A 21,482-nucleotide genomic window follows, 5' to 3' on the forward strand; every position below is an offset into this window, starting at 1 on the left:
CGCGCTTGAGGTGTAGGTTGGGCGAACGGGGGGCGGACGCCCCGCCGGTCAAGGACCGAGCGGCAGCAGCGCGCCGGGCAAGCCGCGGATCAGGTCGGCTTCGGGACATGCCGCGGCGAATGCAAGGCGAGTGCGGCGCGTGGTCTCGACCACACGGGCGGCGATTTTCAAGAGCCGAAGACGCAGCGTCGCTAACTCGGCAGTGGCCAATTCCCGGACTTTGGGAATTGAGAAGCAGTATTTTGTCTCTGAATCTTCGGTCTATCGGCTGTTGACGGCGAAGCGCGCAGGTCATGCACCATGCTCGCGGCACGTTGTCGTCATCAGTTTCTCGACAGCTTCCCCATTTAACAGGGTTGGTCGCACTGGAAGCACATCGGCTGCCGATGCTCACGGTGCGTGCCTGTCGAGGGCTGTAAAGGGTGGTTTGTTGCTGATTCCCAGCATGTCAGATCGAAGGCTAGGTTCATATTTTGAAAGGGAGAAGGGATGGATTTCCCCTCGATCAAGTGGGTGCGTGAACAATCGGACAGCACGGGCCCGCAAGAGAGTTCACCCGCGGCGCCGTCCGCAGATGCGGCGACCTTTGAGCGGCAACTGAGCGAGATCGCCAATTCAAATGGAGGTGGTGGAGCAATGCCGGTCGCCTCGGCGCTGCAGCCGGTTCAGTCAGCTGGGGTTTTGAAAGGGCGCAGCAAGCAGCCTCTTTATTCCGAGGATGCTCGCCTTATTTCGGGGCTTGAGGAGGCCCTCCGCAATGGCAACGCCGCCAACCACACCGCCTACCGCTATATATATTCTCTTCGCAGCTTCGGCCGCTGGCTCGTCGCAAATAACAAAGATCCGATTGCTGCTCGGCTCGACGACCAGTCGCTGACCGATGATGCGCGCGAGGCCATCGAAAAGGGTCATAACAGGGCACTCCGTCCGGCAATAGATCGTCTCCGGACCTTCCAGTCGACGGGCGGAGTCGGGCCGATCGCAGGCCGCGCTGAGCTAAATCCTCACCCCCAGGACGTGGCCCTCATCAAAGAATACAAAAACGAAGCAGCGACAGGGACCGGCAAGAGGCATGCAACTGCTCTACGCAGTTTCAGTGACTACCTGCGTGAAAACAACAAGAAGGGCATTGCTGCTCGGCTTTCCGGCAACACGTTGGATGAAGATGTTGAGCGCTATAGGAAGGACGCCGGGGGTAATCCGACTATCGGTGCCGCACTGGCTGATCTCCGAAAATCGCAGGCCGGCGCTAAAGCGATGGAGCGCGAGCGCCATATTTCCCCCGTTCCAGATCCCGAAGACGCGGCACTGATGGAGCCGATGCACGCGGGCAGTTGGCCAAAGGAGCGGCTTCCTGCAGAAGGCTACGATCAGGATTTGCTTTGGGAGCTGATGGACGAACCCGGCCCGTCGTCATCTCTCGAGCCAGCCGCGCGCCATGACCAGTCATCGGATCCCGGAGAGTCCATTCATCCCTTGAACTGGGGCTACGACCGCCAGCAGTTCCTGCACGAGCCGATGGCTGCACTTGCCAGGAGCAACCTCCTGCCAAGCGAGGAGGTCCTCATCAACGATGAGCATGACACAGCTGAGTTGCGGCCAGCGAAGAGGCCGAGGACCCTAGACAATCTGCACGGCCTTGCCAGCGAGCGGCAGCTGAGCGAGATCGCCAATTCAAATGGAGGTGGTGGAGCAATGCCGGCCGCCTCGGCGCTGCAGCCGGTTCAGTCAGCTGGGGTTTTGATAGGGCGCAGCAAGCAGCCTCTTTATTCCGAGGATGCTCGCCTTATTTCGGGGCTTGAGGAGGCCCTCCGCAATGGCAGCGCCGCCAACGAAACCGCCTACCGCTATATATATTCTCTTCGCAGCTTCGGCCGCTGGCTCGTCGCAAATAACAAAGATCCGATTGCTGCTCGGCTCGACGACCAGTCGCTGACCGATGATGCGCGCGAGGCCATCGAAAAGGGTCATAACAGGGCACTCCGTCCGGCAATAGATCGTCTCCGGACCTTCCAGTCGACGGGCGGAGTCGTGCCGATCACAGGCCGCTCTGAGCTAAATCCTCACCCCCAGGACGTGGCTCTCATCAAAGAGTACAAAAACGAAGCAGCGACAGGGACCGGCAAGAGGCATGCAAGTGTTCTTCGCAGTTTCAGTGACTACCTGCGTAAAAGCAGCAAGCCGGGCATTGCTGCTCGGCTTTCCGGCAACACGTTGGATGAAGATGTTAAGCGCTATAGGAAGGACGCCGGTGGGGATCCGAATATCGGTGCCGCACTGGCTGATCTCCGAAAATCGCAGGCCGGCGCTAAAGCGATGGAGCGCGAGCGCCATATTTCCCCCGTTCCAGATCCCGAAGACGCGGCACTGATGGAGCCGATGCCCGCCGGCGGCGCCGCTGCGCAGCACAGCGCGTCGCAGGACGCGGGCAGTTGGCCAAAGGAGCGGCTTCCTGCAGAAGGCTACGATCAGGATTTGCTTTGGGAGCTGATGGACGAACCCGGCCCGTCGTCATCTCTCGAGCCAGCCGCGCGCCATGACCAGTCATCGGATCCCGGAGAGACCATTCGTCCCTTGAACTGGGGCTACGACCGCCAGCCGTTCCTGGACGAGCCGATGGCTGCACTTGCCAGGAGCAACCTCCCGCCAAGCGAGGAGGTCCTCATCAACGATGAGCATGACACAGCTGAGTTGAGGCCAGCGAAGAGGCCGAGGACCCTAGACAATCTGCACGGCCTTGCCAGCGAGCGGCAGCTGAGCGAGATCGCCAATTCAAATGGAGGTGGTGGAGCAATGCCGGCCGCCTCGGCGCTGCAGCCGGTTCAGTCAGCTGGGGTTTTGATAGGGCGCAGCAAGCAGCCTCTTTATTCCGAGGACGCTCGCCTTATTTCGGGGCTTGAGGAGGGCCTCCGCAATGGCAACGCCGCCAACCACACCGCCTACGCCTATGTAAGTTCTCTTCGCAGCTTTGGCCGCTGGCTCGTCGCAAATAACAAAGATCCAATTGCTGCTCGGCTCGACGACCAGTCGCTGACCGATGATGCGCGCGAGGCCATCGAAAAGGGTCATAACAGGGCACTCCGTCCGGCAATAGACCATCTCCGGACCTTCCAGTCGACGGGCGGAGTCGGGCCGATCGCAGGCCGCGCTGAGCTGAATCCTCACCCCCAGGACGTGGCTCTCATCGAAGAGTACAAAAACGAAGCAGCGACAGGGACCGGCAGGATGTATGCAAGTGTTCTTCGCAGTTTCAGTGACTACCTGCGTAAAAGCAGCAAGTCGGGCATTGCTGCTCGGCTTTCCGGCAACACGTTGGATGAAGATGTTAAGCGCTATAGGAAAGACGCCGGTGGGGATCGGAATATCGGTGCCGCACTGGCTGATCTCCGAAAATCGCAGGCCGGCGCTAAAGCGATGGAGTTCGAGCGCTATATTTCCCCCGTTCCTGATCCCGAAGACGCGGCACTGATGGAGCCGTGGCGCGTCGGCGACGCCGCTGCGCAGCACAGCGCGTCGCAGCGAGCTTTCAGTTGGCCAGAGGAGGTGCTTCCTGTAGAAGGCTACGATCAGGATTTGCTTTGGGAGCTGATGGACGAACCCGGCCCGTCGTCATCTCTCGAGCCAGCCGCGCGCCATGACCAGTCATCGGATCCCGGAGAGACCATTCGTCCCTTGAACTGGGGCTACGACCGCCAGCAGTTCCCGGACGAGCCGATGGCTGCACTTGTCAGGAGCAACCTCCTGCCAAGCGAGGAGGTCCTCATCAACGATGAGCATGACACAGCTGAGTTGCGGCCAGCGAAGAGGCCGAGGACCCTAGACAATCTGCACGGCCTTGCCGGCGAGCGGCAACTGAGCGAGATCGCCAATTCAAATGGAGGTGGTGGAGCAATGCCGGCCGCCTCGGCGCTGCAGCCGGCTCAGTCAGCTGGGGTTTTGATGGGGCGGAGCGAGCAGCCTCTTTATTCGGAGGACGCTCGCCTTATTTCGGGGCTTGAGAAGGGCCTCATCAAGGGCAACGGCGCCAAGCGCACCGCCAAGAACAATGTAAATACTCTTCTCAGCTTTGGCCGTTGGCTCTTCGCAAATAACAAAGATCCGATTGCTGCTCGGCTCGACGACCAGTCGCTGATCGATGATGCGCGCGAGTTCGCCGGAAACGGTAAGTCCGGTCTCCTCCTTAAGGCAATAGACCATCTCCGGACCTTCCATTCGACGGGCGGGATCGTGCCGATCGTAGGACGCGCGCAGCTGAAGCCTTACCCCCAGGACGTGGCCCTCATCACAGAGTATAGTAACGAAGGAGCGACCAGCAAGACGTATGCAGTATCTCTACGCAGTTTCAGTGACTACCTGCGTGAAAACAACAAGAAGGGCATTGCTGGTCGGCTTTCCGGCAACACGTTGGATGAAGATGTTAAGCGCTATAGGAAGGACGCCGGGGGTAATCGGACTATCGGTGCCGCACTGGCTGATCTCCGAAAATCGCAGGCCGGCGCTAAAGCGATGGAGTTCGAGCGCTATATTTCCCCTGTTCCTGATCCCGAAGACGCGGCACTGATGGAGCCGTGGCGCGTCGGCGGCGCCGCTGCGCAGCACAGCGCGTCGCAGGACGCGGGCAGTTGGCCAGAGGAGGTGCTTCCTGTAGAAGGCTACGATCAGGATTTGCTTTGGGAGCTGATGGACGAACCCGGCCCGTCGTCATCTCTCGAGCCAGCCGCGCGCCATGACCAGTCATCGGATCCCGGAGAGACCATTCGTCCCTTGAACTGGGGCTACGACCGCCAGCAGTTCCCGGACGAGTCGATGGGTGCACTTGCCAGGAGCAACCTCCTGCCAAGCGAGGAGGTCCTCATCAACGATGAGCATGACACAGCTGAGTTGAGGCCAGCGAAGAGGCCGAGGCCCCTAGACAATCTGCACGGCCTTGCCGGCGAGCGGCAGCTGAGCGAGATCGCCAATTCAGGCGGTCGCCTGCTGACGTCGGCGTCCCCCACCCATCAACAGGGTGCATCGCCATGGCAGGCGCAGCCGATGATGCAGGCGAGCGGGCACGAAGATGCCACGGCGCCGCATGTGGTCGCGACGTACGTCGGAGGCGCCGCTGCGCAGCACAGCGCGCCGCAGGGAGCTGTCAGTCGGCCATTGGTCCTCCCGGAAGGTTACGATCAGGACCTGCGTTTGATGGTGGAAGACGGCCCACCGTGGTCCAGGGTTCCCCCTGAGCAGGCGCAGGACATAGTCCAAGCTGGACAGCAGGAACCTGCCAGGTCCACCTCAACCTGGTCGCCGCAGATGCCGCTCAACTTTGATTGGAGTATGTGGCCGACCCTGGAAGCAGCGCCGGCGCCCGCTGCCAGGTCTCGCTCAGACACCTACCGTGGTTTTCCATTGGTTGATCTGACTGCGCCCACGCCGTCCGAATCACGCGACGATGCTAATTCTGTACGGCCGTTTCCGAGCACCTCCGCTGATGCTCAGATCGGGGCTTTAGATCCGACAGCCTCGTCTCACGGCCGCGGGCTGGTGCTCGAGGACACGGAATGGCTGGGCGACGAGCATATCGACAGGGATTACCGGCTCCAGGAGCAGGATTTGCAGAGGAACCATCCGGATCTCGCCGCCCGGACGCGGTTCGTGAATCCCCTCATCGTCCTAAATTATCTGCGCTCTAACGACGATGGCTTCGTGCGAACCGAATTCCAGCGCATCGTCGATGATGATAATGGTAACGATACAGCCGACTTCCTGTTCCTGCCCGTGATTAATGCCGATCCTCAAGATCCTAATAGCCTCGGCAACCATTGGTCGCTGCTGTTCGTTGATCGCAGAGACCGGGGGCGGCCGGTCGCCTATCACTACGATTCCTACGGGGGACTCAACCACAAGGATGCAGAACATCTCGCAGGTCGGCTGGACCTCCGCCTGGAGCCAGCCGGCATGGCCCGGCAGCGGAACGGGTATGATTGCGGCGTCTTCGTGGTGGACGGCACGCGGGCGCTGGTTAGGCAATTGGAGCAAGGACGGGAACCAGACCTGCTGAACTTCAGCAACCTCGTTGCCAATCGGCAGGCACTGCAGAACCGACTCAGGGGCTGATGTCGCCATGGGCGGATAGCTCAGGCTGGAGCGGCTCACGCCGACGGCCTGGGCCCCCGGGCACGAAGGACCGGAACCAGCGCAGCGTCGCGAACTCGGCTGTGGCCAATTCCCGGGCTTTGGGAATCGCGTCGCGCACGGTCAGCATCAGCCAATAAGCGGCGGTGTGGAGAACGAGGCGGACTTGATTGGCGAGCGCCGAACGGCAGCTGGTGCGATCGGAGGCGAGCTGTGTCTTATGCAGCTTGATCAGATTCTCGGCTTGGCCGCGCGCGCAATACAGGCTGTCGTAGATCCACTCGGCCGAGCCGACATCGAGGCTGGTGACGACGAAACGGATGTCGAGGCCGAGCATCGTCGCCTCAATACGGGCGACGGTCGTCGTTCGCGATCCCAGGACTTTGCCTTGTGGCGCGTCTCGGTATAGCCACGCAGAACCGGCAGGTTCTCGATGGCGCGTCGCGTGCGGATGTCGTCGGCGGCCTCGTCGACTTTTCTGGCGAGCGGCTTGGTGCCGGACAGACCGAAGATGTAGTCGATGCCGTTGGTCTCGCACCACGCCATTGCCTCCGGCCGAGCATAGCGCCTGTCGCCACGGAATGTAATTCGCGTGTTGTGCCACCGCGTCCGGATATGCCGTATCAGGCGGCGCAGATGGGCACGCACCTCGACGCCGCCCGGCGTCTTGCCGGGCCGCAGCACGACCGCCACGGGCCGGCTCTTCTCCGTGTCGTAGACGTGGATCGGCAGGAAGCAGCGTTCGTCATAATGAGCGTTGAACAGCGAGAGCTGCTGATGGCCGTGGACGACATCGCAGGTATCATCGATGTCAAGCGTGACGGATGCCGGCTCGCGCGGGTAGCTATCCATCCATGCGTCGACCAAAGTGTAGGTCAGTCGGATCACGTCGCGCAGGCGCGGAGCATTCTCCAGCCGCGACAGCGTCGGTTGGGAACACAGATCGCGACCCGTGTCCGGCAGCCGTCCGCAGGCCAGCTTGAATGCGGGATCGGACCGCAGATGATCGGGGTCGTCGGCGTCCTCGTAGCCGCAGCAGATCGCGAACATGCGCGCGCGGAACATATCGACAAGGCTGTGCACGACCCGCGTCGGATCGCGCCGATCCGGGAACACCCGGGCCAAATTGTCGGCCAAGCCGAGACGCCGCTCGGCCATCGCCAGAAGCATCACGCCCCCGTTCGAGGTCAGCCGACCGCCATCGAAGGCAGCTGTGACTTTCCTGGCGTGAACGGCTGGAAACGAGAAGGGCAGAATCGTATCATCGGTCATGGCGGGCGTGGTGTTCGCGGCTGAAGGTGATGGGGTGGCTTTGCAACCGAATCCTACGCCGCATCAGCGCTTTACACCACGCTCGCCAGCCTCTCAGGCGCCCTCTGACGAATAAGACGGGCTAGACGACATCGCCGATGCAATAGGCGTTTCAAGATTAATACTGAATTGTAAGGCACCAAAAGTTGGTTGCGTTTCGATTTTGACTCGCGCGTTCAGCGCATCCTGTCAAGATGTTGGCTGGAGATAGTCCTCGCCGCGAAAGCTGGCCGTACGCCTCACCGATGAGAAGCAGTATTTTGTCTCTGAATCTTCGGTCTATCGGCTGTTGACGGCGAAGCGCGCAGGTCATGCACCATGCTCGCGGCACGTTGTCGTCATCAGTTTCTCGACAGCTTCCCCATTTAACAGGGTTGGTCGCACTGGAAGCACATCGGCTGCCGATGCTCACGGTGCGTACCTGTCGAGGGCTGTAAAGGGTGGTTTGTTGCTGATTCCCAGCATGTCAGATCGAAGGCTAGGTTCATATTTTGAAAGGGAGAAGGGATGGATTTCCCCTCGATCAAGTGGGTGCGTGAACAATCGGACAGCACGGGCCCGCAAGAGAGTTCACCCGCGGCGCCGTCCGCAGATGCGGCGACCTTTGAGCGGCAACTGAGCGAGATCGCCAATTCAAATGGAGGTGGTGGAGCAATGCCGGCCGCCTCGGCGCTGCAGCCGGCTCAGTCAACGGGGGTTTTGATAGGGCGGAGCAAGCAGCCTCTTTATTCCGAGGACGCTCGCCTTATTTCGGGGCTTGAGGAGGCCCTCCGCAATGGCAACGCCGCCAACCAAACCGTCTACGGCTACGTAAGTTCTCTTCGCAGCTTTGGCCGCTGGCTCTTCGCAAATAACAAAGATCCGATTGCTGCTCGGCTCGACGACCAGTCGCTGACCGATGATGCGCGCGAGGCCATCGAAAAGGGTCATAACAAGAGACTCCGTCCGGCAATAGACCATCTCCGGACCTTCCAGTCGACGGGCGGAGTCGTGCCGATCACAGGCCGCTCTGAGCTAAATCCTCCCCCTCAGGACGTGGCTCTCATCAAAGAGTACAAAAACGAAGCAGCGACAGGGACCGGCAAGAGGCATGCAAGTGTTCTTCGCAGTTTCAGTGACTACCTGCGTAAAAGCAGCAAGCCGGGCATTGCTGCTCGGCTTTCCGGCAACACGTTGGATGAAGATGTTAAGCGCTATAGGAAGGACGCCGGTGGGGATCCGAATATCGGTGCCGCACTGGCTGATCTCCGAAAATCGCAGGCCGGCGCTAAAGCGATGGAGCTCGAGCGCCATATTTCCCCAGTTCCTGATCCCGAAGACGCGGCACTGATGGAGCCGTGGCGCGTCGGCGACGCCGCTGCGCAGCACAGCGCGCCGCAGGGAGCTGTCAGTCAGCCATTGGTCCTCCCGGAAGGTTACGATCAGGATTTGCTTTGGGAGCTGATGGACGAACCCGGCCCGTCGTCATCTCTCGAGCCAGCCGCGCGCCATGACCAGTCATCGGATCCCGGAGAGTCCATTCATCCCTTGAACTGGGGCTACGACCGCCAGCAGTTCCTGGACGAGCCGATGGGTGCACTTGCCAGGAGCAACCTCCCGCCAAGCGAGGAGGTCCTCATCAACGATGAGCATGACGCAGCTGAGTTGAGGCCAGCGAAGAGGCCGAGGACCCTAGACAATCTGCACGGCCTTGCCAGCGAGCGGCAGCTGAGCGAGATCGCCAATTCAGGTGGAGGTGGTGGAGCAATGCCGGCCGCCTCGGCGCTGCAGCCGGCTCAGTCAGCTGGGGTTTTGATAGGGCGGCAGAGCAAGCAGCCTCTTTATTCCGAGGATGCTCGCCTTATTTCGGGGCTTGAGGAGGCCCTCCGCAATGGCAACGCCGCCAACCAAACCGCCTACGCCTATGTAAGTTCTCTTCGCAGCTTTGGCCGCTGGCTCTTCGCAAATAACAAAGATCCGATTGCTGCTCGGCTCGACGACCAGTCGCTGACCGATGATGCGCGCGAGGCCATCGAAAAGGGTCATAACAGGAGACTCCGTCCGGCAATAGACCATCTCCGGACCTTCCAGTCGACGGGCGGAGTCGTGCCGATCACAGGCCGCTCTGACCTAAATCCTCCTCCCCAGGACGTGGCTCTCATCGAAGAGTACAAAAACGAAGCAGCGACAGGGACCAGCAAGACGTATGCAGTTTCTCTACGCAGTTTCAGTGACTACCTGCGTGAAAACAACAAGAAGGGCATTGCTGGTCGGCTTTCCGGCAACACGTTGGATGAAGATGTTGAGCGCTATAGGAAGGACGCCGGGGGTAATCGGACTATCGGTGCCGCACTGGCTGATCTCCGAGAATCGCAGGCCGGCGCTAAAGCGATGGAGCGCGAGCGCCATATTTTCCCCGTTCCTGATCTCGAAGACGCGGCACTGATGGAGCCGAGGCAGGGCGGCGACGCCGCTGCGCAGCACAGCGCGTCGCAGGACGCGGGCAGTTGGCCAAAGGAGCTGCTTCCTGCGGAAGGCTACGATCAGGATTTGCTTTGGGAGCTGATGGACGAACCCGGCCCGTCGTCATCTCTCGAGCCAGCCGCGCGCCATGACCAGTCATCGGATCCCGGAGAGACCATTCGTCCCTTGAACTGGGGCTACGACCGCCAGCAGTTCCTGGACGAGCCGATGGGTGCACTTGCCAGGAGCAACCTCCTGCCAAGCGAGGAGGTCCTCATCAACGATGAGCATGACACAGCTGAGTTGAGGCCAGCGAAGAGGCCGAGGACCCTAGACAATCTGCACGGCCTTGCCAGCGAGCGGCAGCTGAGCGAGATCGCCAATTCAGGTGGAGGTGGTGGAGCGATGCCGGCCGCCTCGGCGCTGCAGCCGGCTCAGTCAGCTGGGGTTTTGAAAGGGCGGAGCAAGCAGCCTCTTTATTCCGAGGACGCTCGCCTTATTTCGGGGCTGGAGAAGGCCCTCATCAAGGGCAATGTCGCCAATCCCACCGCCCACGGCTATATATATTCTCTTCGCCGCTTCGGCCGCTGGCTCTTCGCAAATAACAAAGATCCGATTGCTGCTCGGCTCGACGACCAGTCGCTGACCGATGATGCGCGCGAGGCCATCGAAAAGGGTCATCACAGGAAACTCCGTCCGGCAATAGACCATCTCCGGACCTTCCAGTCGACGGGCGGAGTCGTGCCGATCACAGGCCGCGCTGAGCTGAATCCTCACCCCCAGGACGTGGCTCTGATCAAAGAGTACAAAAACGAAGCAGCGACAGGGACCGGCACGATGTATGCAGCTGTTCTTCGCAGTTTCAGTGACTACCTGCGTGAAAACAACAAGAAGGGCATTGCTGGTCGGCTTTCCGGCAACACGTTGGATGAAGATGTTAAGCGCTATAGGAAAGACGCCGTGGTCGGGGGTAATCGGAATATCGGTGCCGCACTGGCTGATCTCCGAAAATCGCAGGCCGGCGCTAAAGCGATGGAGCGCGAGCGCTATATTTCCCCCGTTCCTGATCCCGAAGACGCGGCACTGATGGAGCCGATGCCCGTCGGCGGCGCCGCTGCGCAGCACAGCGCGTCGCAGGACGCGGGCAGTTGGCCAAAGGAGCGGCTTCCTGCAGAAGGCTACGATCAGGATTTGCTTTTGGGGCTGATGGACGAACCCGGCCCGTCGTCATCTCTCGAGCCAGCCGCGCGCCATGACCAGTCATCGGATCCCGGAGAGACCATTCGTCCCTTGAACTGGGGCTACGACCGCCAGCAGTTCCTGGACGAGCCGATGGGTGCACTTGCCAGGAGCAACCTCCTGCCAAGCGAGGAGGTCCTCATCAACGATGAGCATGACACAGCTGAGTTGAGGCCAGCGAAGAGGCCGAGGACCCTAGACAATCTGCACGGCCTTGCCAGCGAGCGGCAGCTGAGCGAGATCGCCAATTCAGGCGGTCGCCTGCTGACGTCGGCGGCCCCCACCCATCAACAGGGTGCATCGCCATGGCAGGCGCAGCCGATGATGCAGGCGAGCGGGCACGAAGATGCCACGGCGCCGCATGCGGTCGCGACGTACGTCGGAGGCGCCGCTGCGCAGCACAGCGCGCCGCAGGGAGCTGTCAGTCGGCCATTGGTCCTCCCGGAAGGTTACGATCAGGACCTGCGTTTGATGGTGGAAGACGGCCCGCCGTGGTCCGGGGTTCCCCCTGAGCAGGCGCAGGAGATAGTCCAAGCTGGAGAGCAGGAACCTGCCAGGTCCACCTCGACCTGGTCGCCGCAGATGCCGCTCAACTTTGATTGGAGCATGTGGCCGATGGAAGCAGCGTCAGCGCCCGCTGCCAGGGCTCCTTCAGACATCGAGGGCGGTCTTGAGGCCGCGGTTCATCCGAATCCGCCCGCACCGTTCGAGTTGCGTGACAATGCTTGGAGCCCGGCGCCTGACTTTCCGCCGCCGTTTGCCGGGCCAGTACCGGGTCATCACCAGGGCGCTCGACAGCCCGGCTCGCCGCAGGGGCTTTCTCCGGCGCCAGCCTTCTCGGATGATGAAGCTTTGGCGTGGTTGCGCGAGGAGCTGGCGCTGCGGCAGATGCAAGAACCGGCCTCACCATCAACCAGCAGGGCTCGCTCAGACACCTACGGCGGTCTTGAGTCTTTTGTTGATCTGGATGCGCCCACGTCGTCCGAATCACGCGACGATGCTCACTTTGCGCCCGCGCCCTCTGCCAGGGCTCGCTCAGACACCTACGGCGGTCTTGAGTCTTTTGTTGATCTGGATGCGGCCACGCCGTCCGAGTTGCGCGACGATGCTCACTTTGCGCCGGCGCCCGCTGCCGGGGCTCGCTCAGACACCTACCGTGGTTTTCCATTGGTTGATCTGACTGCGGCCACGCCGTCCGAATCACGCGACGATGCTAATTCTGTACGGCCGTTTCCGAGCACCTCCGCTGATGCTCAGATCGGGGCTTTAGGTCCGACAGCCTCGTCCCACGGCCGCGGGCTGATGCTCGAGGACACGGAATGGCTGGGCGACGAGCATATCGACAGGGATTACCGGCTCCAGGAGCAGGATTTGCAGAGGAACCATCCGGATCTCGCCGCCCGGACGCGGTTCGTGAATCCCCTCATCGTCCTAAATTATCTGCGCTCTAACGACGATGGCTTCGTGCGAACCGAATTCCAGCGCATCGTCGATGATGATAATGGTAACGATACAGCCGACTTCCTGTTCCTGCCCGTGATTAATGCCGATCCTCAAGATCCTAATAGCCTCGGCAACCATTGGTCGCTGCTGTTCGTTGATCGCAGAGACCGGGGGCGGCCGGTCGCCTATCACTACGATTCCTACGGGGGACTCAACCACAAGGATGCAGAACATCTCGCAGGTCGGCTGGACCTCCGCCTGGAGCCAGCCGGCATGGCCCGGCAGCGGAACGGGTATGATTGCGGCGTCTTCGTGGTGGACGGCACGCGGGCGCTGGTTAGGCAATTGGAGCAAGGACGGGAACCAGACCTGCTGAACCTCAGCAACCTCGTTGCCAATCGGCAGGCACTGCAGAACCGACTCAGGGGCTGATGTCGCCATGGGCGGATAGCTCAGGCTGGAGCGGCTCACGCCGACGGCCTGGGCCCCCGGGCACGAAGGACCGGAACCAGCGCAGCGTCGCGAACTCGGCTGTGGCCAATTCCCGGGCTTTGGGAATCGCGTCGCGCACGGTCAGCATCAGCCAATAAGCGGCGGTGTGGAGAACGAGGCGGACTTGATTGGCGAGCGCCGAACGGCAGCTGGTGCGATCGGAGGCGAGCTGTGTCTTATGCAGCTTGATCAGATTCTCGGCTTGGCCGCGCGCGCAATACAGGCTGTCGTAGATCCACTCGGCCGAGCCGACATCGAGGCTGGTGACGACGAAACGGATGTCGAGGCCGAGCATCGTCGCCTCAATACGGGCGACGGTCGTCGTTCGCGATCCCAGGACTTTGCCTTGTGGCGCGTCTCGGTATAGCCACGCAGAACCGGCAGGTTCTCGATGGCGCGTCGCGTGCGGATGTCGTCGGCGGCCTCGTCGACTTTTCTGGCGAGCGGCTTGGTGCCGGACAGACCGAAGATGTAGTCGATGCCGTTGGTCTCGCACCACGCCATTGCCTCCGGCCGAGCATAGCGCCCGTCGCCACGGAACGTAATTCGCGTGTTGTGCCACCGCGTCCGGATATGCCGTATCAGGCGGCGCAGATGGGCACGCACCTCGACGCCGCCCGGCGTCTTGCCGGGCCGCAGCACGACCGCCACGGGCCGGCTCTTCTCCGTGTCGTAGACGTGGATCGGCAGGAAGCAGCGTTCGTCATAATGAGCGTTGAACAGCGAGAGCTGCTGATGGCCGTGGACGACATCGCAGGTATCATCGATGTCAAGCGTGACGGATGCCGGCTCGCGCGGGTAGCTATCCATCCATGCGTCGACCAAAGTGTAGGTCAGTCGGATCACGTCGCGCAGGCGCGGAGCATTCTCCAGCCGCGACAGCGTCGGTTGGGAACACAGATCGCGACCCGTCTCCGGCAGCCGTCCGCAGGCCAGCTTGAATGCGGGATCGGACCGCAGATGATCGAGGTCGTCGGCGTCCTCGTAGCCGCAGCAGATCGCGAACATGCGCGCGCGGAACATATCGACAAGGCTGTGCACGACCCGCGTCGGATCGCGCCGATCCGGGAACACCCGGGCCAAATTGTCGGCCAAGCCGAGACGCCGCTCGGCCATCGCCAGAAGCATCACGCCCCCGTTCGAGGTCAGCCGACCGCCATCGAAGGCAGCTGTGACTTTCCTGGCGTGAACGGCTGGAAACGAGAAGGGCAGAATCGTATCATCGGTCATGGCGGGCCTGGTGTTCGCGGCTGAAGGTGATGGGGTTGGCTTTGCAACCGAATCCTACGCCGCATTAGCGCTTTACACCACGCTCGCCAGCCTCTCAGGCGCCCTCTGACGAATAAGACGGGCTAGGTCGGGGACTCTCGGACTCTCCAGGCTTTGCAGGCTAGGTCGGCACCGGAATTGCAGCGCCAGTCCTGTGCCGCTTTTCCACTACAAGCTGATCGATAGTCGGATTGTGACGGATCGAGGAGGCCAGATCTCCTTGATGCAATATCTGCGCAGATCGAGGCGATTACTTCAAGCGCGAGTACCAGCGACGGCCGCCTGATGCTCGAGAGCAAGGATGACATGCGCAAGCGCGGGATGCCGAGCCCGGACGAGGGTGACGCAGTGGCGCTGACGTTCTCGGAGCCTGGTGGGGGCCCCGGTGGTGAGTAACAGCAACTTCAATCGGCCGCTCGAGTATCAGGACATGGGAATCTGCTGACCGGGCCGGACGGCAAACGCGTGCCTTCTTGCACGCTTTACCCGACGAACGAGTTAATTCTCCAACGAAGATCGGACAAAAGCTTTGAGGCTGTCATATCGTGCAATTCGACCTTTGGTTCAGTCGTCATCGCGACGTTAGCGAGGGATGTCCGTAGCTCTGAAGACGGAGGCATGCCGACCGTAGTGGCGAGCACTTTAACGGCGCGTCGCTGCTGTAAACTGTGGTTTGCCAGTAGGCTCATGTTCTGTGGATGAAATCCAAACCCAAGATAAATCACCAGCTGAGCAGCTTCCCACGCTGCAGAAAACTTTTGCGGGTCATGCATCACCTCATTGTCGGTGAGAGTACGAATTCTATCAATTTGACCCCATAAGTTGTTTTGCGGCGCCGCGCCGAAGACGAGATTGCTTCCTGAATCCCGAAATATTGGTCCTAGCCCTCCATAAGGCCGAATGATGTTCAGATTCTCTATCGCAGCTTGTGCATCGGGTAACGTGACCTCAAGTCGCCGAAGTGACCAGAAGAGATAATGCTCGATGCACCGGTCATAGTTGAAAATGACAAGCGTGATATTCTTAAAGGCATGCTCGACGATCTGACTTAGCTTATAGCCAGTGATTGCCATGGAGAAGATCTGTTCTATCCATCCGTCTCGCCCTGCATCATGTTCTAAGCCCTTGCGCGATTGAACCCGCAGTGGAGATGATGCCTCTGCCATGAGAATAGCGCGCATGTTGCATCTATATTTGATCCCAGGTTTTCGACCTTAGCGACGGCCTCGCTGCTGCTCCAGACAGAACCCATTGCAATGAGCGAGTTTCGAAACGCAAAAGCGAAGGCTGAGAACTCCTCCGCGTGGTCAACGCCATATTTGTATATGAACTGATCAGAGAGATCTTGATTGCCTCTTTTGACGATTCCTCGGCCATTAACGCCGAGATGAACTGCTCGATTTCTTTCGCCCGGTCAGCATAGGCATTCGTAAACCAGACAAGAGTCACTGCTGCTCCCGCAGCCGCGATCCTGCCAGAATGCTTGTAGTGCAAGGCGACTAACAATTTCCTGAAGACGTTCTCAATGGCGTCAATGGCAAAGTCGCTGCCAGTAACCATCTTCAGGTCGCTGAGCACATACCCTGGCGGTCTTTGGACACCTTCATCTTTCAGAAACGAGCGCTTCTCGTTGCTGGTCATCGGGCGCACCAGGCTTGGGAAGTTGTTGCCCATCGAGGTTAAATATTTCCGTAGATCCTCTTGGTAAACTTCGAGGTCATCTCGCGTGTCGCGCAGCCTAACCAGAACGGCCATGGCATTCTCATGATGGCGGCTGCTCTGATTGCACGCGGCACAGGCAGGAAATTCGAAATCTTCCGGACCAACCCGACCGTTAAACAAGGCGCGAGCCGGCTGGTGATCAATGTCAGCCGTACGCTCGTTGCCCCCGCAAAAACAGCAGCGCGGATGAAGCGCCAGAAACCGCGCTTTTCGAATCTTCTTTGCCCCATTGCGGCCTCCCATCGGACTCAACCCCAACGGGCAGGCGAACGCAATTCCTCCCTGGAAGGGAGGGGATGGATTTTTTAGCAAAGCAGGTGCAGGCTGTCCGTGGGCCTAGTAGATCAACGAGCGGCGCGGCAACGCCTTCAGCGTTCACGGCATGAAATGGGACGGGATAACGATAGCCGGTTGCGCCACAATTGCACTTTCCGTGCTGATCTTAGTTTTCATCCTGACGATGTAGTCGAGCGCCCCTCTGCAAGAGGAAGTGAGCAATTTTGCTCAGACGAGAGCTGAGCCGTGTGCTGATTTAGCAAGCACCGGAGGATTGCTCTATGCCAGAGATTTTCTTTCGCATCGGCATTGTCGTGCTGGGAATTTGCCCGGTCGCCCTTGCTGCATTTGCTTTGTTCATCTGACTACCTAGCCCGCCCGCACCAAACGGGCTGGTAGATGGCCCCAGCAACCGCCTGCCCCTACAGGCCCCAAGGTTGCTGGGGCCATTCTCTATAAGGACCGCCTCATTTAACGGGTCCGCAGCTGAGCGCCCTAATTTGTCGCGTGAGATGATGGAGGAGCGCCGCCCATGAGCCTCGCCTCCCGCAACAAGATTGATGTCACCGTATCGATTGCTGCCGACGTAATCGCCGCAGTCGAGATCGTGCCCCGAGCCCGGCCGCCGCTGGCGTGGCTGTTCGCCGGCAAACAGGCCTCGTCGGTGCTTGAGGGGCTGCCGCGGCTCTTCGCGCTATGTGCCGCTGCGCAGCAATCTGCCTTACTGGCCGCGATCGAGGCGGCGCGCGAAGAAGAGATCATCCTCGCGACAAAGCAGCATCGTATTACCTTGGTCGTTGCCGAGCGTATCGCGGAATTGCTGCGTGGCCTCTTTGTCGGTCATCTTACGCCGAACGTCGGCAGTGCGGCAGCGGTTCGATCCGTGATGCACGGAATATCAGTGTTTATCGGCAGCGAACAGCCAATCCGCGGCCCTGCTCGACGCGAAGCAATAGCGCGAATTGGGGCCGCGATGGCCGCGCTCGGCATAACGAGAGAGGCTGGCGCGCTGAAGTCCGGCAGCCCGTTCGCGCTTCGCATTGCAGAGCTTGATGAGGTCGACTTGAAGTCAATTTCGATCGAGCACTCGTTCCTGTCCGTTGCCGACGACCGCAATATCGTTGAACGGCTACTCGCGGACGACGACACGTTCTGCTGTTGTCCGGATCTCGAGGGGCATGCGCCCGAAACGGGGCCGTTGGCGCGCCAAATGACGCGTGATCGGCTTCCGCCGGGCCGGCCGGCTGCGGTTGAGCGGCTGATGGCCAGAATTACGGAGATGGTTCGGCTGTGCGCTTGGCTCGAGGCTGGTGCTCATCTCGAGTCGGCGGAACATGGGATCATCGAAAGCTACAGGCTAGGTCCTGGCCGTGCAGCGGCAGCAGTCGAATGCGCCAGGGGGCGCCTCTATCACGCGGTTGAGCTTGATCCTCGGGGCCGGATATCCCGCTTCGAATTCCTAGCGCCGACGGAATGGAATTTCCATCGGTGCGGACCACTTGTCCGGGGCCTTCGGGGCGCGGTGCTGACGGCGAGACCACATCAGGAAGGGGTTCGTGCGGTGATTGCATCGCTCGATCCTTGCGCCGGGTTCACGCTCAATTTTCGCGAGGTTGGCGATGCATGAAATGGCGCTTTGTCTGGGCATCATCGAAATTGTCGAGGAGGAGGCGCGTCGCCGATCGATTTCGCAGGTGCGGAGCATCTGTCTGGAGATCGGGGCCCTGAGCCATGTCGCGCCCGAAGCTATTAAGTTCTGCTTCACAGCTGTCGCAACACGGACCGTCGCCGACGGCGCGGTTCTTAAAATCATCGAAGTGCCTGGCATGGCCTGGTGCATGGCCTGTTCGAAGAGTGTCGAAATTGCTCTGCGCGCTGAGTGTTGTCCTTACTGCGGCAGTTATCAGTTGCAGATAACGGCAGGCGAACAGATGCGCGTGAAAGAGCTGGAGGTCAATTGATGTGTACCGTATGCGGTTGCAGTGAAGGAATGTATTCGACCGGACGCGTCGAAGTTCATGATGCGCAAGACCACTGGCGCTATCATGCTCGTGTGCAGGACGGTGATCGCCACGGCGCCCATGTGCATGGTGATCAAAGCTTGCTGCATTCCTACCATGCTCGCCAAGAACATGCTCGCCATCATCATCCTGGCCATCCGCAGGCTCATGATGGGCAGGCCATTCAGAGCTGCGGGGCCGGTGCGGCTACCTTGAAGGTAGCGGACACGAACCGCGAGCGGGTCATTCAGGTCGGACGCGACATACTTGGCAAGAACGATAGGATCGCGGCGGATAATCGCGCGCTCTTCGTGGCCGATGACCTGCTGGCGTTTAATCTTGTGTCCAGTCCCGGTGCAGGCAAAACGTCGCTGCTCGTCCGCGCCGTGTCCGAGCTCAAGCGCACTCGCCCGATCGGGGTCATCGAAGGCGACCAACAGACCTCGAATGATGCCGAACGCGTTCGCGCGGCTGGCGTGCCGGTTGTTCAAGTCAATACCGGCAGGGGGTGCCACCTCGATGCTTCAATGATCGGCGAGGCCTACCGCCGCTTGCCGCGGCTCACGCGCGGTATTCTCTTCATCGAGAACGTCGGTAATCTGGTCTGTCCCGCAGCCTTCGACCTAGGCGAAGCCTGCAAGATCGTGATGCTATCGACCCCCGAAGGTGAAGACAAGCCGCTCAAATATCCGGATATGTTTGCCGCTTCGTCGCTCATGCTGATTAACAAGATTGATTTGACATCATTCCTTGAGTTCGATGTGAGCAAGACCATCGAGTATGCAAGGTGCGTCAATTCAAGGATCGAAGTGCTCACGGTCTCGGCGCGTACTGGCGAGGGTTTCGGCGCGCTCTATGCCTGGATCGACAATCAGGCGCATCAGAGACTCGCCGAGAGGGACACAAGGCGATGAGCGCCGCCCCCACCTGCGGCCAAACTCGGCTACGCGTGCGCGTGAGCGGAGCCGTGCAAGGGGTCGGATTTCGTCCTTACGTCTATGGCCTGGCCACGCGGTACGGATTGGCGGGGTTTGTCGTCAATGATCCAGAGGGCGTTACGATCGAGGTGGAGGGTAACCGTGCGTCGGAGTTTGTCGCCGCTTTGCCGCTTGAAGCACCACCACTGGCATGCATCGACCACATCTGCGTTCAGGAGACCGGAGCGCTCGCGGCGAAAGACTTTTCGATCGGCACCAGCGAAGGTGGCAAGTCGTCAACGCGGATCGTCGCCGATGCCGCGACCTGCCAGCAGTGCATCAGTGAGTTGTTCGATCCGAAAAGTCGCCATTACCGTTATCCCTTCATTAGTTGCTCGCATTGCGGCCCGCGCTATACCATCTCCGAACAGCTTCCCTACGATCGCCGAAACACGGTCATGAAGGCCTTTAGGCTGTGTGCCGCCTGCGTCAGCGAATATCTCGATCCGGCGAGTCGCAGGTTCCATGCGGAGGCGATCGCGTGTCCGACATGCGGCCCACGGCTCAGCCATGGAATCAACGCTATTGTCGCGGCAATCGTCGAGGGCCAAACCGTGGCGATAAAGGGGCTGGGCGGATACCAGCTGCTTTGCGACGCGCGCAACCAGGGCGCGGTGCAGCGTTTGCGCGGCAGAAAGCGGCGTCTTGAGAAGCCATTCGCGGTCATGGTCGGTTCCATAGAGCGGGTCAATGAGATCGCGGAAGCGAATGAGCCCGAGTTCGCGCTACTCGAATCCTTAGCTCGTCCCGTCGTCCTTCTACGTTCGCGCCATAATTTAGCACCCGCGATAGCTCCCGGCTTATCGCGGGTAGGTGTCATGCTGCCCGCGGCCCCGCTGCATCACCTCATCTTTCAGGTGCTTCGTTCGACCGGAGTATCGCTTGTGGGGACTGGCCCCGTCATCGTTGCCACCAGTGCCAATCTTTGTGGCGAACCGCTGCTGATCGACAACGCGCAGGCGCTGCGGCGGCTTGAGGGAATCGCCGACCTTGTCGTGACCCATGATCGCGAGATCCTAACGCGTGCGGATGACTCCGTCGTGTCGGTTGTGGCGGGCCGCCCCCAACGCATTCGTCGCGCCCGTGGCTATGTTCCAGAAACCGATCCGGCTTGCGAGATCTGTGCCGTCCGTACTCGCTGTTGGCGGTGCGTTGAAGTCGACCATCACCGTCACGCGGAACAACGAAGCGTTCGTCTCCCAGCATATTGGCGATCTCGATACGGCCGAAAGCATTCGTGTGTTTGAAGAGACGATTCGTCATCTCACATCGATTCTTGACGTCGAACCTGCCATCATCGCCCATGATCTGCATCCCAATATGGCGTCCACGCGCTTTGCGGAGGCAAGCGGCCGCGCGCTGGTCGCTGTCCAGCATCACCACGCGCATGCTGCCGCCGTCATCGCTGAGCACGGTCATGCGGGACCTACGCTTGCCCTGGTGCTCGACGGCCATGGCTTTGGCTCGGACGGCGGAAACTGGGGTGGCGAGCTGTTGTTGTGCGAAGGAACGAGGTGTCGGCGCATCGGACATTTCGCTCCTCTGCAAATGCCTGGTGGAGATCGTGCTGCGCGCGAGCCGTGGCGCATGGCGAGCGCAATGTTGCAGTTGCTTGGCAGGGGAACCGAAATCGGCCATCGCTTTGCAGCGCAACGCCAGTCTGAGCGCGTGCGCGCATTGCTAAATCAGCAGGGCGGGACCATCACAACCAGCGCGGGCCGGTTGTTTGATGCGGCGGCGGCGCTGCTGGGCATTGCGAGTTTGCAGAGCTATGAGGGCGAGGCCGCAATGAAGCTCGAGGCGCTGGTGCGGCGGACTGAGATTCTCGATGCCGGCTGGACGATGGATGGCGGCGTGCTGTCGCTTCGTCCGCTTTTTGAGCACTTGATTACAGACAACGTAGGCGCCACGGACGGAGCGGGGCTGTTTCATGGCACTCTCGCCGCCGCTTGCATTGACTGGGTCACGCGCTTTGCGCGAACAACCGGCGTCAATACCGTCGTCCTAAGCGGCGGCTGCTTTTTGAACGCGGTGCTGGCTGACCAAATTACGCGCGGGTGCAGCAGCGCCGGTCTCACCCCGCTGATGCCAGGGCAGGTACCTCCCAATGATGGCGGTTTGAGCCTTGGCCAGGCGTGGATTGCCGCCCTGCGGATTGCTGAACAGCGTCAGCCCTGGAAGGAACAGTCTGATA

At 60.5% G+C, this 21,482-nt stretch carries 7 protein-coding genes and 4 pseudogenes; 6 read left to right on the forward strand and 5 right to left on the reverse strand.

From position 1 onward, the window contains the following. Positions 1-48 precede the first annotated feature (48 nt). Positions 49-231 (reverse strand): annotated as a pseudogene (locus tag G6P99_RS10475) (transposase); the annotation flags it as partial. 258 nt (positions 232-489) lie between these two features. On the opposite strand from G6P99_RS10475, the gene G6P99_RS10480 reads away from it, so the two are divergent. Beyond that, positions 490-6,099 carry a Ulp1 family isopeptidase gene (locus tag G6P99_RS10480; protein WP_246709489.1) on the forward strand — a complete coding sequence of 1,870 codons (5,610 nt, stop codon included), beginning with the start codon at positions 490-492 and terminating at the stop codon, positions 6,097-6,099. Positions 6,100-6,178: 79 nt separating this feature from the next. Here the strand turns inward: G6P99_RS10480 and G6P99_RS10490 are convergent. Further along, positions 6,179-7,389: pseudogene (locus G6P99_RS10490) on the reverse strand (IS1380 family transposase); the annotation flags it as partial. A gap of 546 nt (positions 7,390-7,935) precedes the next feature. Between G6P99_RS10490 and G6P99_RS10495 the strand changes: the two are divergent. Then, positions 7,936-12,984 carry a Ulp1 family isopeptidase gene (locus G6P99_RS10495; protein ID WP_246709490.1) on the forward strand — a complete coding sequence of 1,683 codons (5,049 nt, stop codon included), beginning with the start codon at positions 7,936-7,938 and terminating at the stop codon, positions 12,982-12,984. 79 nt (positions 12,985-13,063) lie between these two features. Here G6P99_RS10495 and G6P99_RS10505 read toward each other — a convergent pair. The 3 genes and pseudogenes from G6P99_RS10505 to G6P99_RS10515 all read right to left on the reverse strand — a co-directional run. After that, positions 13,064-14,274, reverse strand: a pseudogene (locus tag G6P99_RS10505) (IS1380 family transposase); the annotation flags it as partial. A gap of 521 nt (positions 14,275-14,795) precedes the next feature. Next, positions 14,796-15,494, reverse strand: a complete 699-nt coding sequence (locus G6P99_RS10510) for a hypothetical protein (RefSeq protein ID WP_165128087.1) — start codon at positions 15,492-15,494, stop codon at positions 14,796-14,798. Positions 15,495-15,501: 7 nt separating this feature from the next. Further along, positions 15,502-16,278 carry a hypothetical protein gene (locus G6P99_RS10515; protein WP_165128089.1) on the reverse strand — a complete coding sequence of 259 codons (777 nt, stop codon included), beginning with the start codon at positions 16,276-16,278 and terminating at the stop codon, positions 15,502-15,504. Positions 16,279-16,843: 565 nt separating this feature from the next. On the opposite strand from G6P99_RS10515, the gene G6P99_RS10520 reads away from it, so the two are divergent. The 4 genes and pseudogenes from G6P99_RS10520 to hypF all read left to right on the forward strand — a co-directional run. Further along, positions 16,844-17,938, forward strand: a complete 1,095-nt coding sequence (locus G6P99_RS10520; RefSeq protein ID WP_165128091.1) for a hypothetical protein — start codon at positions 16,844-16,846, stop codon at positions 17,936-17,938. Then, positions 17,931-18,272, forward strand: coding sequence for a hydrogenase maturation nickel metallochaperone HypA (gene hypA / locus G6P99_RS10525; RefSeq protein WP_029084745.1), 342 nt, complete (start codon positions 17,931-17,933; stop codon positions 18,270-18,272). Before G6P99_RS10520 ends, hypA begins: the two co-directional genes overlap by 8 nt. Continuing rightward, positions 18,272-19,225 carry a hydrogenase nickel incorporation protein HypB gene (hypB, locus tag G6P99_RS10530; protein ID WP_029084746.1) on the forward strand — a complete coding sequence of 318 codons (954 nt, stop codon included), beginning with the start codon at positions 18,272-18,274 and terminating at the stop codon, positions 19,223-19,225. Before hypA ends, hypB begins: the two co-directional genes overlap by 1 nt. Next, a pseudogene (gene hypF / locus G6P99_RS10535) lies at positions 19,222-21,454 on the forward strand (carbamoyltransferase HypF); the annotation flags it as partial. The gene hypB and the pseudogene hypF, both read left to right, overlap by 4 nt. Positions 21,455-21,482 lie beyond the last annotated feature (28 nt).

Origin of the sequence: Bradyrhizobium sp. 6(2017) (assembly GCF_011058295.2) — a bacterium.
GTDB lineage: Bacteria > Pseudomonadota > Alphaproteobacteria > Rhizobiales > Xanthobacteraceae > Bradyrhizobium > Bradyrhizobium septentrionale.

Bases quoted from the DNA above. Each gene is read 5' to 3' on its own strand.
- G6P99_RS10480 (WP_246709489.1), top strand. From the start codon at position 490: ATGGATTTCCCCTCGATCAAGTGGGTGCGTGAACAATCGGACAGCACG.
- hypB (WP_029084746.1), top strand. From the start codon at position 18,272: ATGTGTACCGTATGCGGTTGCAGTGAAGGAATGTATTCGACCGGACGC.
- G6P99_RS10495 (WP_246709490.1), top strand. From the start codon at position 7,936: ATGGATTTCCCCTCGATCAAGTGGGTGCGTGAACAATCGGACAGCACG.
- hypA (WP_029084745.1), top strand. From the start codon at position 17,931: ATGCATGAAATGGCGCTTTGTCTGGGCATCATCGAAATTGTCGAGGAG.
- G6P99_RS10515 (WP_165128089.1), bottom strand. From the start codon at position 16,278: ATGGGAGGCCGCAATGGGGCAAAGAAGATTCGAAAAGCGCGGTTTCTG.
- G6P99_RS10510 (WP_165128087.1), bottom strand. From the start codon at position 15,494: ATGCGCGCTATTCTCATGGCAGAGGCATCATCTCCACTGCGGGTTCAA.
- G6P99_RS10520 (WP_165128091.1), top strand. From the start codon at position 16,844: ATGAGCCTCGCCTCCCGCAACAAGATTGATGTCACCGTATCGATTGCT.